General features: G+C 41.0%; 17 protein-coding genes and 2 riboswitches. Of the genes, 15 read left to right on the top strand and 2 right to left on the bottom strand.

The genetic code is table 11. The features are described from left to right. Positions 1-19: 19 nt before the first annotated feature. The 11 genes from comGA to gcvPB all read left to right on the top strand — a co-directional run bounded on the left by comGA (position 20) and on the right by gcvPB (position 8697). Positions 20-1027 carry a competence type IV pilus ATPase ComGA gene (gene comGA / locus FILTAD_RS13315; protein WP_124071463.1) on the top strand — a complete coding sequence of 336 codons (1008 nt, stop codon included), beginning with the start codon at positions 20-22 and terminating at the stop codon, positions 1025-1027. Continuing rightward, positions 1020-2075: a competence type IV pilus assembly protein ComGB gene (gene comGB / locus FILTAD_RS13310; protein ID WP_124071462.1), complete on the top strand. Its 1056-nt coding sequence runs from the start codon at positions 1020-1022 to the stop codon at positions 2073-2075. Before comGA ends, comGB begins: the two co-directional genes overlap by 8 nt. A gap of 13 nt (positions 2076-2088) precedes the next feature. Further along, a complete protein-coding gene (gene comGC, locus FILTAD_RS13305) occupies positions 2089-2418 on the top strand; it encodes a competence type IV pilus major pilin ComGC (protein WP_124071461.1) in 330 nt (109 codons plus the stop codon). Next, positions 2384-2845, top strand: coding sequence for a competence type IV pilus minor pilin ComGD (comGD, locus tag FILTAD_RS13300; RefSeq protein ID WP_160117612.1), 462 nt, complete (start codon positions 2384-2386; stop codon positions 2843-2845). The genes comGC and comGD overlap by 35 nt, the downstream gene beginning before the upstream one ends. Positions 2846-2867: 22 nt before the next feature. Next, the gene (locus FILTAD_RS13295; protein ID WP_148085404.1) at positions 2868-3134 is read left to right on the top strand and encodes a hypothetical protein; all 267 of its coding nucleotides are present in this window, start codon (positions 2868-2870) and stop codon (positions 3132-3134) included. Next, positions 3119-3568, top strand: coding sequence for a competence type IV pilus minor pilin ComGF (comGF, locus tag FILTAD_RS13290; RefSeq protein ID WP_124071458.1), 450 nt, complete (start codon positions 3119-3121; stop codon positions 3566-3568). The genes FILTAD_RS13295 and comGF overlap by 16 nt, the downstream gene beginning before the upstream one ends. Next, positions 3549-3728, top strand: a complete 180-nt coding sequence (locus tag FILTAD_RS13285; RefSeq protein WP_124071457.1) for a hypothetical protein — start codon at positions 3549-3551, stop codon at positions 3726-3728. The genes comGF and FILTAD_RS13285 overlap by 20 nt, the downstream gene beginning before the upstream one ends. Before the next feature lie 34 nt (positions 3729-3762). Then, positions 3763-4278, top strand: coding sequence for a shikimate kinase (locus FILTAD_RS13280; protein WP_124071456.1), 516 nt, complete (start codon positions 3763-3765; stop codon positions 4276-4278). Between the two features lie 231 nt (positions 4279-4509). After that, positions 4510-4603: riboswitch (glycine riboswitch) on the top strand. A gap of 1 nt (position 4604) precedes the next feature. Further along, positions 4605-4684: riboswitch (glycine riboswitch) on the top strand. Between the two features lie 58 nt (positions 4685-4742). Then, the gene (gene gcvT, locus FILTAD_RS13275; RefSeq protein ID WP_124071455.1) at positions 4743-5843 is read left to right on the top strand and encodes a glycine cleavage system aminomethyltransferase GcvT; all 1101 of its coding nucleotides are present in this window, start codon (positions 4743-4745) and stop codon (positions 5841-5843) included. Between the two features lie 33 nt (positions 5844-5876). Continuing rightward, positions 5877-7244, top strand: a complete 1368-nt coding sequence (gene gcvPA / locus FILTAD_RS13270; RefSeq protein ID WP_124071454.1) for an aminomethyl-transferring glycine dehydrogenase subunit GcvPA — start codon at positions 5877-5879, stop codon at positions 7242-7244. After that, positions 7237-8697 carry an aminomethyl-transferring glycine dehydrogenase subunit GcvPB gene (gene gcvPB, locus FILTAD_RS13265; protein ID WP_124071453.1) on the top strand — a complete coding sequence of 487 codons (1461 nt, stop codon included), beginning with the start codon at positions 7237-7239 and terminating at the stop codon, positions 8695-8697. Before gcvPA ends, gcvPB begins: the two co-directional genes overlap by 8 nt. 120 nt (positions 8698-8817) lie before the next feature. Here the strand turns inward: gcvPB and FILTAD_RS13260 are convergent, their stop codons facing one another. After that, complete coding sequence (locus FILTAD_RS13260) at positions 8818-9150, bottom strand: rhodanese-like domain-containing protein (protein WP_415579253.1); 333 nt, start codon at positions 9148-9150, stop codon at positions 8818-8820. 151 nt (positions 9151-9301) lie between these two features. Between FILTAD_RS13260 and FILTAD_RS13255 the strand changes: the two genes are divergently transcribed. Both FILTAD_RS13255 and FILTAD_RS13250 read left to right on the top strand, forming a co-directional pair. After that, positions 9302-10138, top strand: a complete 837-nt coding sequence (locus FILTAD_RS13255; RefSeq protein ID WP_124071451.1) for a lipoate--protein ligase family protein — start codon at positions 9302-9304, stop codon at positions 10136-10138. 183 nt (positions 10139-10321) lie between these two features. Continuing rightward, on the top strand, positions 10322-12883 hold the full coding sequence (locus tag FILTAD_RS13250; RefSeq protein ID WP_124071450.1) for a vitamin B12-dependent ribonucleotide reductase: 2562 nt from the start codon (positions 10322-10324) through the stop codon (positions 12881-12883). An 87-nt stretch (positions 12884-12970) separates the two neighbouring features. On the opposite strand, the gene FILTAD_RS13245 is transcribed toward FILTAD_RS13250, so the two are convergent. After that, complete coding sequence (locus FILTAD_RS13245) at positions 12971-13948, bottom strand: DUF1385 domain-containing protein (protein WP_124071449.1); 978 nt, start codon at positions 13946-13948, stop codon at positions 12971-12973. 129 nt (positions 13949-14077) lie between these two features. Here FILTAD_RS13245 and FILTAD_RS13240 point away from each other — a divergent pair, with 129 nt between their 5' ends. Further along, positions 14078-14506 carry a hypothetical protein gene (locus tag FILTAD_RS13240; protein WP_124071448.1) on the top strand — a complete coding sequence of 143 codons (429 nt, stop codon included), beginning with the start codon at positions 14078-14080 and terminating at the stop codon, positions 14504-14506. Positions 14507-14568: 62 nt separating this feature from the next. Next, a complete protein-coding gene (aroQ, locus tag FILTAD_RS13235) occupies positions 14569-15009 on the top strand; it encodes a type II 3-dehydroquinate dehydratase (RefSeq protein ID WP_238988254.1) in 441 nt (146 codons plus the stop codon). The last annotated feature ends 1 nt before the right edge of the window (position 15010 follow it).

The raw sequence follows: 15010 nt of genomic DNA, 5'->3' as shown, positions 1-15010 counted from the left end.
GGTGAAAGAGGGGTGTTGAATGGATAAGCAACATAATGTTGTTGAACACAAATGCTTCCGATTACTCGAAAAAGCCATTGTTTACGAAGCGAATGATATTCATCTTGTGCCGACACTAGATGGCTATGATGTTTCATTTAAAAAAGATGCAAGACTCGATAAGTATGGATCGCTTCCCCCACAACTTGCAAGTCGTATGATTTCATTTTACAAGTTTCTTTCGTCACTTGACATAAGCGATAAACGAAAACCACAAAGTGGGTCATTCCATAAACAAATAGAAGGTGTAAATTTTTCATTTCGAGTTTCAACTATACCTTCCATACAGATGAAAGAAAGTGTTGTGATTCGTCTTCAAAAACATGACAAAATTGTATCGATTGACGAATTGTGTCTGGAAGATTCTTGGGGCAATATGTTGCGTAATGCAGTATCCGAGCAGCAAGGACTCATACTATTGACAGGGCCGACCGGATGTGGAAAAACAACAACCATCTATTCGCTAACTGCGCATTGTGTGAATAATCTAGAACGACATGTTATTACACTTGAGGACCCGGTTGAAAACAATCACTCGCATTTATTACAAATTCAAGTCAATGAACGTTCGGGGATGACATACTCCACAGGTTTGAAGGCGATTCTACGCCATTCTCCAGATGTGATTATGATAGGCGAAATTCGTGACAGTGAAACTGCCAAAGTAGCTGTTCAGGCAGCGCTAACTGGACATCTAGTCCTTACAACTGTCCATTCCAAAGATCCGGCAGGCTGTTTTTATAGAATGTTGGATTTTGGTATTTCGGCGGAAGAGTTGAGACAAACGGTTGTTTGTATTTCGACACAGCGACTTGTTAGAAAAGCAAATGACGAAGTCAGTGCCGTGTTTGAAATTATCCAAGGGGAGATGCTCGATCAAATGACCGATTCAATCATGAATGGAGAACGAGTCCATATGCCTGATGAATTAAGGATAGAGGCGCTTGTTCAAAAATACAATTCACTACATGTAGGTCGTCATGGATAAAACTATAAAAAACTTTTCTTTTAGAAAGGGTATTGTTCTCGATAATCGACCGGCTTTTCTCGAAAGGCTTTCCGTCCTCTTAATGGAAGGGTATACATTCAATGATGGTCTAAATCTATTATTGCCGTATCACTGTAAGGAATATACAGATGTACTTACCCTTATAGATAATGATTTTAAGGAAGGGCAGGATGTAACGCATATCTTAAAGCGGCTTGGTTTTACAACAAGTGCGTTACTTCCTGTCGCCATCGCGGAAATGGACGGCCGACTGGCTCATGCCTTACGGGGAATGGCGGAACGTTTAAAAAGTGCGGAAGAGAAGAAAAAGAAATTTAAAAATCTACTTGCATATCCAGCTGTTTTATTTGTATTCATTGCAGCCTTGCTTTTCGCTTTCAGGAAATTTTTCTTGCCAAATATGGAGGCCTTAGCGCTTTCTAGACAGGGTCAATCGAATGGGTTTGTGTCGTCCCTTCCGCAAATTGTGTCAAAGATACCAGATGTCATCGTTGGAGTAATCCTTATCATGCTACTTATCACGACTGGTTGTTATGTTGCATTTAGGAAAATGGAGCCAGCAAAAAAAATCCGTTTTCTTTTATCACTACCTATTATCGGTGTGTTCTTTTCAGAATATAAAACAAGAGTATTTTCTGGTGAACTAGGAAGTCTTCTCCACTCGGGCTTATCTATGCAGGATGCATTAGATATTTTAAATAATCAGGAGTTAGATCCAATACTTGGTGAAATGGCAAAAAATGTACGTGAATTAGTTGTTTACGGTGAACCTTTTCATATGGCCGTTCAGATGACAGATGGGTTACTGGCGCAAATGTCCGCTTTTGCAAAACATGGAGCAGATAGTGGTTATTTGCCAAAAGAATTGACCCTTTATAGCGAACAACTTGATGAAACGATTGATCGACAGCTCTCAAAAGGATTGGCTTTACTTCAACCAATTTTATTTAGTCTGATTGCCATTTGCATTTTAGCTGCTTATCTTGCCTTACTATTACCTGTATATGGAATGATGGATAACTTTTGAAGGGGGTAAAAAGATGAAACGATTAAAAGGTGAAGAGGCCTTCACTTTGATAGAAATGATGATTGTGTTGCTGATCATTTCAGTTCTGATATTGATAGCCATCCCAAATGTGACAAAGCACTCAAAATCGATTGACGAAAAAGGCTGTGCAGCATATTTGAAAATGGTCCAAGGAGAGGTGGAAGCTTATAAAATGGACGAACACAGTATTCCTAAATCGATAGAGGAACTCTCGGCTAAGGGATACCTCCCCGAAGGAGCACAGTGTCCTGACGGTACACAACTCAAAATAGATGTAGATGGAAAAGTTGGAAAAGCTGATGGGACAAGCGGTGGCGAATAAAAGCAGCGGTTTTACATTTCTTGAATTGCTGCTTGTTCTTTCCGTCGTATCTATCATGACAGTGATTATCATACCGCTTGGAGACAAATGGATTCGGACTACAACGGAGGAGGCTGCACTACAATCTCTAATTGCGTCCATTCATAACTTACAAGCCTATTCAATTGCTAATAATGTAAGGACAAGACTGCAATTCACGAATTCAGGAACGACATATATTACTTCTGTTCAGGGAGGGTCCGAGTTTGCTAGAACCACATTCCCTAAAGGGATGAAGTATATAAGTTCCAGCTCGATAAAGTATGTTGATTTTTACTCGAACGGAGATATTGCGAAGTTTGGTGTTTTAGCTATAGGAACAAGTTCAGGTACCATCAATATCACTTTCCAATTTCAAAGAGGGAGGATGATTCTTCATAAAGGATGATGGGTATTCATGGCCGGAATCGTTGCTAGCTTTAGCGATCATAATGGTCACATTTGGAACATTACTCCCTTTTGCATCTACGATGACGGTGAATCTTCAGTTAAAAAAGGCCGCAATGGTTGCAGCTGAAACTGCTTATCAAGGTGCTATCACTTTTAGTGCATATGGATTAACAGAAGGAACTCGACAAGTGAAAGATGTAGACTATGATTGGGTTATCGATGAACAGTCAGTATGTGTGTCTTACACGCCTTTCGGTGAGGAGTTAAGCAAATGTGTCGATTTTTGAATTCATCGGATGAGGGAGGGTATTCGCTTCTTGAAAGTATGTTTCATCTACTTATAATGGCTATTTTCATCCAGTTTTTCTTACTGTTCTTTTTCTGGAAAGGACCTATTGAACGCCAATATGCTGATTACACGTCAACAGAATGGGAATTATTCGCTGTGGATATGCAGTCTGTGTTGTCGGATGTTACTGCTATTGATGATCCCCTTGATGGTAGCTCACTTCGTTTATGGAAAGGAACTGATTCAATCATTATCGAACAAAGAAGTAGCACCATTCGGAAAAGAGTAAAGGAGAATGGTCATATCCCATTGTTCACGAACGTGAAAGAAGTCACTTTTTCACTTGATGGTAGTACACTGACCACCGACGTTCTGATGGTTGACGGAACCCGGAAAGGAAGGAGTTTTGTCGTTGGACTCTATCCGGAATGAGCGGGGAGTGGTGCTTGTTGCGGCAATCGTATTATTATTTTTCATTAGCCTCTTTCTTTTCTCTATCGTTTCATGGCATGATAGTCTATACAGGACTTATGATTCTCTAGGCACATACTATGAAAACGAAACGGTGAAAACGATGAAACGGGGCGAGTGAATACTCGAAAGCGCCCTATCGGATGGGTGATGACATGAAAAAAGTATATTTGGTCGGTTATATGGGATGCGGAAAAAGCGCGATTGGTAAACGTCTCAGTTTCGTTACGAAAATGCCATATTACGACATGGATAAAGAAATAGTGAAAAAAATGGGAATGCCCATACCAAAAATCTTTGAAAAGTACGGCGAATTACGATTTCGGGAGATGGAAACGGAGTTTCTTCGTTCATTTAGAGATGAATCTTGTATTATCGCGACAGGTGGTGGTGTACCTATGAGAAGAGAAAATAGGGAAATCATGCGGAAAACAGGCCTGGTATTTTTCCTCAATGCACCTTTTCGCGATATTTGGCGTAGAATTTCTACAGATAAGAATCGACCAATTGTACAGCGGTCGACACGTGCCGAACTTGAATTTCTTTTCAATGAGCGAAAGCCTCATTATTTAAAAACTGCCCACTTTAAAGTTGAAACAGAATTTCGATCATTGCGCGATATTACAGATTATATTGCATTTCAAATTGGCAGATTAAAAGGAGAAAAGTAGAAAGGAAACGGAGGTCTATTTTGGATTTCCGTTTTTCTTCGTTTTAATTAAATGAAAACTTTTCTTTTTAGCTTAAACACGAACATTCATTACGAAGTATACCAACTTTGTTCGTTAAAATCACCGCATTTAAAATTTGTTGCGCTTACATAAATCTAATGTTAAGATATAAGGCGAAAGGACATTAGTTGTCCGAATCTTAATCGTTTTCGATTGAATTGAATAACGCGAATGATTGTATGAGGAGAGAACGCGAAAGCGTCGCCGAAGGAGCAAGTAACCAATCGTTATGAATCTCTCAGGCAAAAAAGACTCTTACAGGACGCATCTCTGGAGAGTGCCAGTTTAAACTGGCCACCAACGAGGAAAGCCGCAAGGTGAAACTTTCAGGTACAAGGACAGGGGTTCTCTTACTATAGGGGACCACTGTCTTTTTTTATCGGAATTTAAAGGGGGAATGAGTTTTGACTGAATCATTAAAACGGACTGCTCTTTTTGATAGTTACAAAAATTATGGTGGAAAAACAATTGATTTTGGTGGATGGGAGCTTCCTGTTCAGTTTACAAGTATCAAAGCTGAACATGAAGCAGTTCGTACAAAAGCGGGGCTATTTGATGTCTCCCATATGGGTGAAATACTTGTAAGCGGCGCTGGTGCATTATCTTATCTACAGAAAATCGTTACAAACGATGTATCGAAGTTAAAAGACGGGCAAGCACAATATACCGTTATGTGCTATGAAGACGGGGGATCAGTGGATGATCTTCTTATTTACAAAAGAGGTACAAATGATTATTTACTTGTTGTCAATGCGTCGAATATTGAAAAAGACCTTGAATGGATGAAGAAATTTGCAACACCTGATGTTGTTATTGAAGACAAATCAGCGGATTATGCACTTATTGCTTTACAAGGCCCTGCAGCTGAAAGTGTCCTTCAGAAACTGACAGACGAAGTTCTTGCAGACATTAAGTTTTTCCGTTTTAAAGACAATGTCGTGATTGCAGGTCACACTGTACTTGTTTCACGTACTGGCTATACAGGTGAAGACGGTTTTGAAATTTATGGTTCACCTGAAGCAATCGTTGCGTTATGGCCTGAGATTCTTAAAGCAGGTGAAAGTGAAGGTGTTGTACCAGCAGGTTTAGGTGCCCGTGATACATTGCGTTTTGAAGCTGGATTACCACTTTACGGGCAAGAGTTAACAAAAGATATTTCACCACTTGAAACAGGTCTCGGCTTTGTCGTGAAAGTGAACAAGGAAGAAGACTTTAATGGTAAAGAAGTGCTTATTTCTCAAAAAGAGAATGGTATACCGCGCAAACTGGTTGGTATAGAGATGATTGATAAAGGGATTCCGCGTACTGGCTATAAAGTCTTCCTGGGTGAAGAGGAAATTGGTGAAGTGACTACGGGTACTCAATCGCCGACACTTAAAAAGAATATCGGATTTGCATTATTAAACCGCGAACATACTGAATTGGGCACGGAAGTGGAAGTCGAAATCCGTACAAAGCGGTTGAAAGCTATCCTAATTGCAACGCCATTTTATAAACGTTCTTAACAATTAACTTATAGGAAAAGGGGATAAGTGGATATGAACCATCGTTACATTCCAATGACCGAAACTGATCGAGATGAAATGTTACAAACCATCGGTATTACTTCGGTAGATGAACTTTTTGCGGATATTCCTGAAGAAGTAAGATTCAAAGGTGAATACAAGATTAAAAAAGCTAAATCAGAATCTTCATTGATAAAGGAATTAGCCCAGTTGGCCGCAAAAAATGCGGATGCACGTTCATACGCATCATTCCTTGGTGCGGGTGTCTACGATCATTATAAGCCGATTATAGTTGATCACGTCATTTCCCGTTCAGAATTCTACACAGCGTATACACCTTACCAACCAGAAATCTCTCAAGGTGAACTACAAGCGATTTTTGAATTCCAGACAATGATATGTGAATTGACAGGTATGGATATTGCGAACTCTTCTATGTATGATGGCGGAACGGCTCTTGCTGAAGCGGGTACACTTGCTTCAGGGCATACAAGAAGAAAGAAATTACTTGTTTCTGAGACGATACATCCCGAAGCGCGTGATGTTGTTCAAGCTTATGCATTTGGGCAATCAATTGAAGTCGTTACAATTCCCCATAAAAACGGTATAACGGACGTAGCTGCATTAAATGAATTAATTGATGAAAATACTGCGGCAGTACTTGTCCAATATCCAAATTTCTTCGGTCAAATCGAAGACATCGAAAAAATCGGTGAAATTACACATGATAATGGTGGGTTATTCGTTGTTTCATCCAACCCGCTAGCACTCGGTGTACTCACACCCCCAGGGAAACTGGGAGCGGATATTACAGTTGGAGATGCACAACCGTTCGGAATTTCTGAATCATTCGGTGGACCACATTGCGGTTACTTCGCTGTAAACAAAAAATTGATGCGGAAAGTTCCGGGACGTTTAATTGGCGAGACAACGGATGACGAGGGACGACGTGGGTATGTACTTACACTTCAAGCACGTGAACAACATATTCGCCGTGAAAAAGCGACATCAAATATTTGTTCGAACCAAGCTCTGAATGCACTTGCCGCTTCAGTCGCTATGACGGCCCTTGGAAAAGTGGGCACGCAGGAAATAGCTTATCAGAATATTGTTAAAACAAGATATGCAAAAAATGAATTCGAAAAAGCAGGCCTCAATGTGAAATTTGATGGAGCACATTTCAATGAAATTGTTATTGATTGTAAAATGCCTGTGAAAGAAATGAACGCACATCTCTTCACAAAAGGAATTCTCGGCGGCTATGATCTTGGTTTAACATATCCAGAACTGGCTAATCATACATTGATTGCTGTTACGGAACAGCGTACAAAAGAGGAAATTGATGCACTTGTCCAAGAAATTGATGCACTTGTGCAGGAAATGGAGGCCCTTCATGCATAAAGATAACCAACCATTGATTTTTGAAAATACTAAAGAGGGTCGGATTGGTTACAGTCTTCCTGAACTTGATGTCCCTGAAATAGACCTTTCTGAGTTATTGGCCGAAGGGTTTGTTCGTGAAAAAGTCGCTGAATTACCGGAGGTTTCCGAACTCGATATTATGCGTCATTACACTGCGCTTTCAAATCGTAATCACGGAATTGATTCTGGATTTTACCCTTTAGGTTCTTGTACGATGAAGTACAATCCGAAAATTAACGAATCTGTTGCACGTTTCCCGGGTTTTGCAAATATCCACCCGTTGCAGGATGAGTCGACTGTCCAAGGTGCATTGGAGATTATGTATGACCTGCAAGAACATTTGAACGAAATTACGGGTATGGATGAAGTGACACTCCAACCGGCTGCGGGAGCACATGGCGAGTGGACGGCCCTTATGATGATCCGTGCATTCCATGAAGCGAATGGTGATCTTGAGCGCACAAAAGTACTCGTTCCCGACTCTGCCCATGGTACAAACCCGGCATCCGCCACAGTTGCAGGCTTTGACACAATTACAGTTAAGTCGAATGAAAATGGACTTGTTGACATTGAAGACTTGAGAGCGAAAGTCGGACCGGATACTGCCGCTTTAATGCTTACGAATCCGAATACACTTGGTCTTTTCGAAGAAGATATCTTAGAAATGGCGAAAATTGTTCACGGTGTTGGTGGTAAATTGTACTACGACGGTGCGAACTTGAACGCTGTTATGTCAAAAGTACGTCCTGGCGACATGGGCTTTGATGCCGTCCATTTAAACTTGCACAAAACGTTCACGGGACCTCACGGTGGTGGAGGACCGGGTTCAGGACCTGTTGGGGTGAAGAAGGAGCTTATTCCTTACCTGCCGAAACCGGTACTAATTAAAAAAGACAATACGTTAACATTTGAATATGATAGACCACAATCAATCGGTCGAGTAAAACCATTTTACGGAAACTTCGGCATTTACTTGCGTGCCTATACGTATATCCGTTCAATGGGACCTGATGGTTTGAAAGCTGTAACTGAATATGCGGTACTGAATGCAAACTATATGATGCGCAGATTGGAACCGTATTTCGATCTTCCGTATTCACAGCATTGTAAACATGAATTTGTCCTTTCAGGTCGTCGACAGAAAAAACTTGGTGTCCGTACACTTGATATGGCGAAACGATTGCTTGATTTTGGTTATCATCCGCCAACAATCTACTTCCCGTTAAATGTTGAAGAGGGCATGATGATTGAGCCGACAGAGACGGAGTCAAAAGAAACATTGGACGATTTCATTGAGGCAATGATTCAAATTACGAAAGAAGTAGAAGAGAATCCAGAAGTAGTGCAAAATGCACCGCATACAACGGTCATCAGTCGTCTTGATGAAACGAAAGCAGCTCGTCAACCCGTGCTACGTTATATAAAAAAATAATTTCATAAAGAAAAAAACGATTCCTCCTGCGAAAGGGGAATCGTTTTTTGATGAAAAAATTAATTTTATCTGCAATAACTTTTAACTAAATAAAAAGCCCTCCCCGAAGGAAGAACTTTGTTATCCTTTACTTTTTACTTTGCCTGTCCATTGACGGAACCCGCCTTGCAAATGGTAGAGCTGTTCATAGCCTTTTTTCTTTAACAGAAGCGCAGAACGAGCACTTTTGCCACCATTTTGATCATACAGGTAGACAGGCTTGTCCGGGCGAATTTCTTTGTGCCGTTGACGGAACTGGGAGTAAGGAATGTTCCGTGCACCTAAAATATGTCCCGCATCAAAGTCTTTTGTTTCACGTACATCGATGAGTTGCGCTTTGCGATAGCCTTCGATAAATTCACCTTGCGTTAAGTTAGTGACGGCTTTGCGAAGACGTAACATGGTGACAACCATATATACGATAATGACAAGCAATACTGCCCCCAAAATATAAAAATCCAAAACGTCTTCCCCCTTTTTCTCTATACCTTTTTATTATAAAGATATATTGGCGCTAGTTCAATGAGAATGATAAAATGGTAGACGTTGCAGAGGGGGACTTGGGATGGGAAAAACAGTTTGGCATTTTATTAATTCGGGAAAATGTACTGCTTCATTCAACATGGCACTCGACGAGGCATTGTTGGAATGGCATAGTAAAGGGGAAATCGGCCCAGTGCTTCGATTTTATGAATGGCAGCCTGCTACACTGTCGATTGGCTATTTCCAAAGTGTTGAGAAAGAAATTGAGTTGGATGAAGTGAAAAAAAACGGTCTCGGTTTTGTTAGACGTCCAACTGGCGGCAGAGGCGTTCTACATGAGCATGAACTTACATATAGCGTTATTGTTAGCGAGGCATACCCGGATATGCCGGAAACGGTTACAGAAGCGTACCGTGTCATTTCGGGAGGTGTTTTGAAAGGATTTCAAAACCTCGGTTTGAATGCGGCGTTTTCTGTTCCGGATACAGTCGAAAAGAGTACGGATTTGAAAAAACCTAAAAGTGCTGTTTGCTTTGATGCGCCAAGTTGGTATGAGCTCGTTGTTGAAGGAAAGAAAGTGGCTGGAAGTGCCCAAACCCGGCAAAAAGGTGTTATTCTACAACATGGCGCAATTTTACTGAGCCTTGACGAGAACAAGCTTGTATCCCTGTTTAAATTCGAAACGGAAACACAGCGCGAACGTATGCGTAAAAGTTTGCCGGAAAAGGCAGTGGCAATCGATCGCTTGGCAAGTCGTTCCATTTCAGTGGAAGAATGTGTGCACGCATTTTCAAAAGGTTTTGAAGAAGCGCTCGATATCACGCTTGAACCATTTGAATTGACAGCAACACAACAGGAATTCGTACGGGAAATCGAACGGAAGAAATATGCGAACGATAAATGGACTTTTAAAAAGTAAAAGCTGTAACTTTGGTTCTATTTTTTTAAAGTCATACAGATTAAAAAGGCGGCAATATACCATTTGGCATTAAGTGTAAATTGCTCACTATTGAAGCTTGTTTCAATATGTAGTAGATTAGGGTAAAGAAGAAACACAACATGTTGTGTTAAATTAGAATATTCCCAGAAGGAGGATGCTTTAATGGTTACCGTTTCCAAGCATCAGGAACCAATTTTGGACAAGGCACAGTTAAATGCGGATATAGCAAAATTCCCACAGGTGCATCCAATTACGCCAGAGATGAAAATTGAACATGACGGAGTGTCACGACTTGTCATGATTGATCGGTATTCATTTAAGGATACAGAAAAGAAAACGTTGAAGGTCGGCGATTTCGTCGTTTTAACCGTGAAGGAAGATCCGAAATTCCCAGCACGCGGTCTTGGCTTTATCGTATCGTTGGATGAAAAAAATGGAAAAGCGGATATTTGTATTGAAAAAGAGTATCGTTCTGCTATTGATAAGCCTGAAGAGCAAGAACAAGGCATTATTACAAGACCGATTGACGTCATCGAAAAACCACTTGAAGTTTTTTATGAACAGATTGCAAAACGAAATGCGACTGGCCTTGCCTCATCTGAAAAGACTGAGGAAAAAAAGAAAGAGTCTTACGACAAATTCTACGGACAGTTATCCAGTTTGAATTTCATACCTGCAGGGCGAGTGTTGTATGGGGCGGGTTCGGATACGGACGTAACATTTTTTAATTGTTATGTAATGCCGTTTGTAGCTGATTCACGCGAAGGTATCTCGGATCACCGGAAACAAGTGATGGAGATTATGAGCCGTGGCGGAGGTGTGGGTACGAACGGATCTACACTACGTCCTCGTAACACACTTGCAAGAGGCGTTAACGGTAAATCATCAGGCTCTGTATCATGGCTCGATGATATTGCGAAATTGACTCATCTTGTTGAGCAAGGTGGAAGTCGACGTGGCGCACAAATGATCATGTTAGCGGATTGGCATCCTGACATTTGCGAATTTATCATCTCAAAAATGCAGAATCCGAGAATTCTTCGTTACCTTCTAGAACATATGGAAGACGAGAATATTAAAAAACTTGCGAGTGAAAAACTAAAATTCAAACCGCTTACAGCACAAGAAGAAGCGATGTATCAAGGCGTTCTAAACTACCGATCAATTCCTGGTCTAGGTGGATTCAGCGAAGCCATCTTAAAAGATGCCGAGACGAAATTACGGGACGGCGGGACTTATTCCGTCCATAATCAGGAATTTCTTACAGGCGCAAATATTTCTGTCACATTGACAGATGATTTTATGAAAGCTGTTGAGGCAGATGCTGATTATGAACTTAGATTCCCAGCAGTTGAAAAGTATTCACCGGCGCAAATGGCGACCTACAATGAAGAGTGGCACAAAGTCGGTGACGTACGCGAGTGGGAACGTCAAGGATTTGAAGTACGTGTCTATCGGACGATAAAAGCACGTGCGCTTTGGGATCTCATCAATATTTGTGCAACTTATTCTGCAGAACCTGGTATTTTCTTTATTGATAATGCCAATAACGAAACCAATGCCAAAGCATATGGACAGCAAGTCGTTGCCACAAATCCGTGTGGGGAGCAGCCTCTAGCGCCATATAGCGTTTGTAATCTTGCGGCTGTGAATCTTGCGGAAATGGTGGACAAAGAGTCGAAAACCGTCGATTTTGAAAAACTGATAGATACCGTACGAGTCGGTGTTAGGATGCAGGATAACGTGATTGACGCAACACCTTATTTCTTAGCGGAAAATAAAGTACAAGCACTTGGCGAGCGACGAGTTGGACTTGGCGTCATGGGTATGGCGGACCTTCTGATTTATTGTGAAAAGACATATGGATCCGAAGAAGGGAATGTACTTGTCGACAAAGTATTTGAAACAATTGCAACGACAGCTTATCGTGAATCTGTGGAACTAGCGAAAGAAAAAGGAAGCTTCCCATTCCTTATCGGTCAGACGGACGAGGAAACAAAAACGCTTCGTACAGCTTTCATTAACACTGGTTTTATGAAAAAAATGCCTGAAGACATTCGTGAATCCATTTTGGAACACGGTATCAGAAACTCCCATTTGTTGACAGTCGCACCTACGGGATCCACAGGGACAATGGTTGGCGTCAGTACGGGTCTAGAACCATACTTTTCCTTTGTGTATTATCGTAGTGGACGTCTTGGGAAGTTCATTGAAGTAAAAGCGAAGATTGTTGAGGAGTATTTAGAACAGCATCCAGAAGCGGATCCGGATCATTTACCAGAATGGTTCATCTCATCCATGAGTCTCGCGCCAGAAGCGCATGCAGATGTACAATGCATCATCCAGCGCTGGATTGACAGTTCAATCTCGAAGACAGTAAATGCGCCACGGGGCTATTCTGTTGAACAGGTTGAAAGTGTCTATGAACGTTTGTATAAAGGTGGAGCAAAAGGCGGTACTGTCTATGTCGATGGTAGCCGTGACTCACAAGTACTTACGCTTAAAGCAGAAGAGAACGAGATGGATTCTGATTATGTAGAAGAAGTGATTGAACAGCAAAAAATCGTGCTTGTAAACACGATTCAAGATCTTCGTTCAACAAATGTGACGATTGGGTCTGAAATCGGCGACACATGTCCTGTATGTAGACAAGGAAGAGTCGAAGAAATCGGCGGTTGTAATACGTGCACAAACTGTAACGCACAACTGAAATGTGGCCTTTAAGAGCAAAGCAGAAACGACGCAAACAATTTGTTATCAATAACTGAATACAAAAAAGGAAGGGATCTACTATAGGTCCCTTCCTTTTAATTAATTCGAAAAAATTGTATGACTTGCCGAATTGGCATTCTTGTTAACCTCCATTGCGCCAACTCCAATCTCTTCAACTTCTAACAGTTTTTCAAACGATGCAATAGCCACTTCCACTTGTTTGTCATCCGGTTCTTTCGTCGTTAATAACTGTAGCCACAACCCTGGATAGCCTAGATATTTCAATATCGGAACGTAACGCATCGAATTGGTTAACTGCAATACTTCGAACGAAATGCTAAGCACAACTGGAATGAGTAAAATCCGGTTCAAAACGCGAAACCAAAACGGGTCTGTCGGTACAAGGAAATAAATGAACATACCAACAATCACCGTAAATAGAATAAAACTACTTCCACACCGAAAGTGTAATCTTGACTGTGCCTGCACATTATCAACGGTGATTGGCAGGTTATGTTCATATGCATTTATGACTTTATGTTCCGCACCGTGGTATTGAAACACCTTCTTTATAATTGGTGTCATTGACACAATAGAAATGTAGGCTAACAAAAGAATAAGTTTGAGGACGGTTTCCAGTATGATTTGCGCTGTTTTGCCTTGTGCTACGGATTGTAATGCACCTGCTAAAAATACAGGAACGAGTGTGAAAACAAATTTACCGAATAAGAAGGATAGCACACCGGCAATGGCAACCCCGATTGCCATTGTCAAATTGGATGTATCTTTCGTATTTGGAATGGCTTCTTCACCGGGAAGGACGTCATAACGCTCACTAGAAAAGGATAAATGCTTTGAACCCATACGGGCTGATTCGAATAATGCTACAAATCCTCTTACAAAAGGGATTTTCTTTAATACGGATAGCAGGTTATTAGCTGTTTTTGGAACATAATAGTATTCGATAGAATCATCTTTTCGCCTAATGGCCGTCACTGTATGATTAGTACTGCCAAACATGACACCTTCTACAATTGCTTGGCCTCCATATGTGGGTGTTTTAAAATTTTTATCCATCTAAAAAACCACGCTTTCTTTCGAAACAGCCGTTTATTTATGTTTATTATACTAAATATAAGGACTACGCTCCATGTTGACGTTTAAATCTGTAAGAGTTTCCCGACACTTCAGTTAGGAGGAGATTGTATGAATAAAACAACAGTAGCTTGGACAGCAATTGTGGGCGCCTTATTAATGGCAGTCGGCTTGAAGTTTTTACATGTATTCAAATTTATCAACTGGTCACCTGTAGGGTGGTCAAAAAAATGGAAAGTCTTTGAATCAGCGCATTTCAGCGTAAAGTGGGCGTTGCTAATTTTAGCACTCATGATTATCATCGCACTATTATATGTAGCTTTATCATTCACGTATTCCATACCACCTTCCATTACATCAATTATTGCGGGCATTATTATTGTCTTCATCGTGGAATGGTCAATCGGATCACCTGAAACGCCGGGAGCTGCGCTTAAATCCATTTCAATACCCTTTTTTGTGATGATTGCAATCACCTGTAGATTTGTTGTCGGGACGGCTGTTTTCATGAAAAAACTTTCAATTGAAAGTATAAAATGAGTTGCTACTAAAGAACGGTATGATAAAATGGGAAAGAAAACGGTGAGGGGAATGATGGCACGGTGAAACTACTTATGCTAAACGGGCCCAATCTGAATAGACTAGGAAAAAGGGAACCAGGAATCTATGGCGTTGAAACGTTGGCTGATGTCGAACGAAAATTGGACAAACTTGCAAGTCTGCATAGTGCTTCCGTTTCGTTTTTCCAATCTAATTCAGAAGGGGACTTAATCGACAGAATCCATGAAGCGGAAGAGTTGATGTTAGATGGAATCATCTTTAATCCTGGTGCATTTACACATTACAGTATAGCGCTGCGGGATGCTGTCGCCTCAGTCAATGTGCCTGTGATTGAGGTCCATATTTCAAATATACATAACCGGGAAGCGTTCAGGGAAACATCCGTTATTGCACCTGTTTGTATCGGTCAACTGTCAGGATTCGGTACAAATGGATATGAATTAGCCTTCCAAGCGTTCCTCCTCCGGGGAAAAGGGGTATGAC

Origin of the sequence: Filibacter tadaridae, assembly GCF_900609045.1 — a bacterium.
GTDB lineage: Bacteria > Bacillota > Bacilli > Bacillales_A > Planococcaceae > Sporosarcina > Sporosarcina tadaridae.
Note: the sequence above shows the minus strand (reverse complement) of the source record. Positions and strands in the feature narration are given on the sequence as shown.

Bases quoted from the DNA above. Each gene is read 5' to 3' on its own strand.
- FILTAD_RS13240 (WP_124071448.1), top strand. From the start codon at position 14,078: ATGAATAAAACAACAGTAGCTTGGACAGCAATTGTGGGCGCCTTATTA.
- gcvPB (WP_124071453.1), top strand. From the start codon at position 7,237: ATGCATAAAGATAACCAACCATTGATTTTTGAAAATACTAAAGAGGGT.
- FILTAD_RS13255 (WP_124071451.1), top strand. From the start codon at position 9,302: ATGGGAAAAACAGTTTGGCATTTTATTAATTCGGGAAAATGTACTGCT.
- comGA (WP_124071463.1), top strand. From the start codon at position 20: ATGGATAAGCAACATAATGTTGTTGAACACAAATGCTTCCGATTACTC.
- FILTAD_RS13260 (WP_415579253.1), bottom strand. From the start codon at position 9,150: ATGGTTGTCACCATGTTACGTCTTCGCAAAGCCGTCACTAACTTAACG.
- FILTAD_RS13280 (WP_124071456.1), top strand. From the start codon at position 3,763: ATGAAAAAAGTATATTTGGTCGGTTATATGGGATGCGGAAAAAGCGCG.
- comGB (WP_124071462.1), top strand. From the start codon at position 1,020: ATGGATAAAACTATAAAAAACTTTTCTTTTAGAAAGGGTATTGTTCTC.
- gcvPA (WP_124071454.1), top strand. From the start codon at position 5,877: ATGAACCATCGTTACATTCCAATGACCGAAACTGATCGAGATGAAATG.
- FILTAD_RS13245 (WP_124071449.1), bottom strand. From the start codon at position 13,948: ATGGATAAAAATTTTAAAACACCCACATATGGAGGCCAAGCAATTGTA.
- FILTAD_RS13250 (WP_124071450.1), top strand. From the start codon at position 10,322: ATGGTTACCGTTTCCAAGCATCAGGAACCAATTTTGGACAAGGCACAG.
- comGF (WP_124071458.1), top strand. From the start codon at position 3,119: ATGTGTCGATTTTTGAATTCATCGGATGAGGGAGGGTATTCGCTTCTT.
- comGC (WP_124071461.1), top strand. From the start codon at position 2,089: ATGAAACGATTAAAAGGTGAAGAGGCCTTCACTTTGATAGAAATGATG.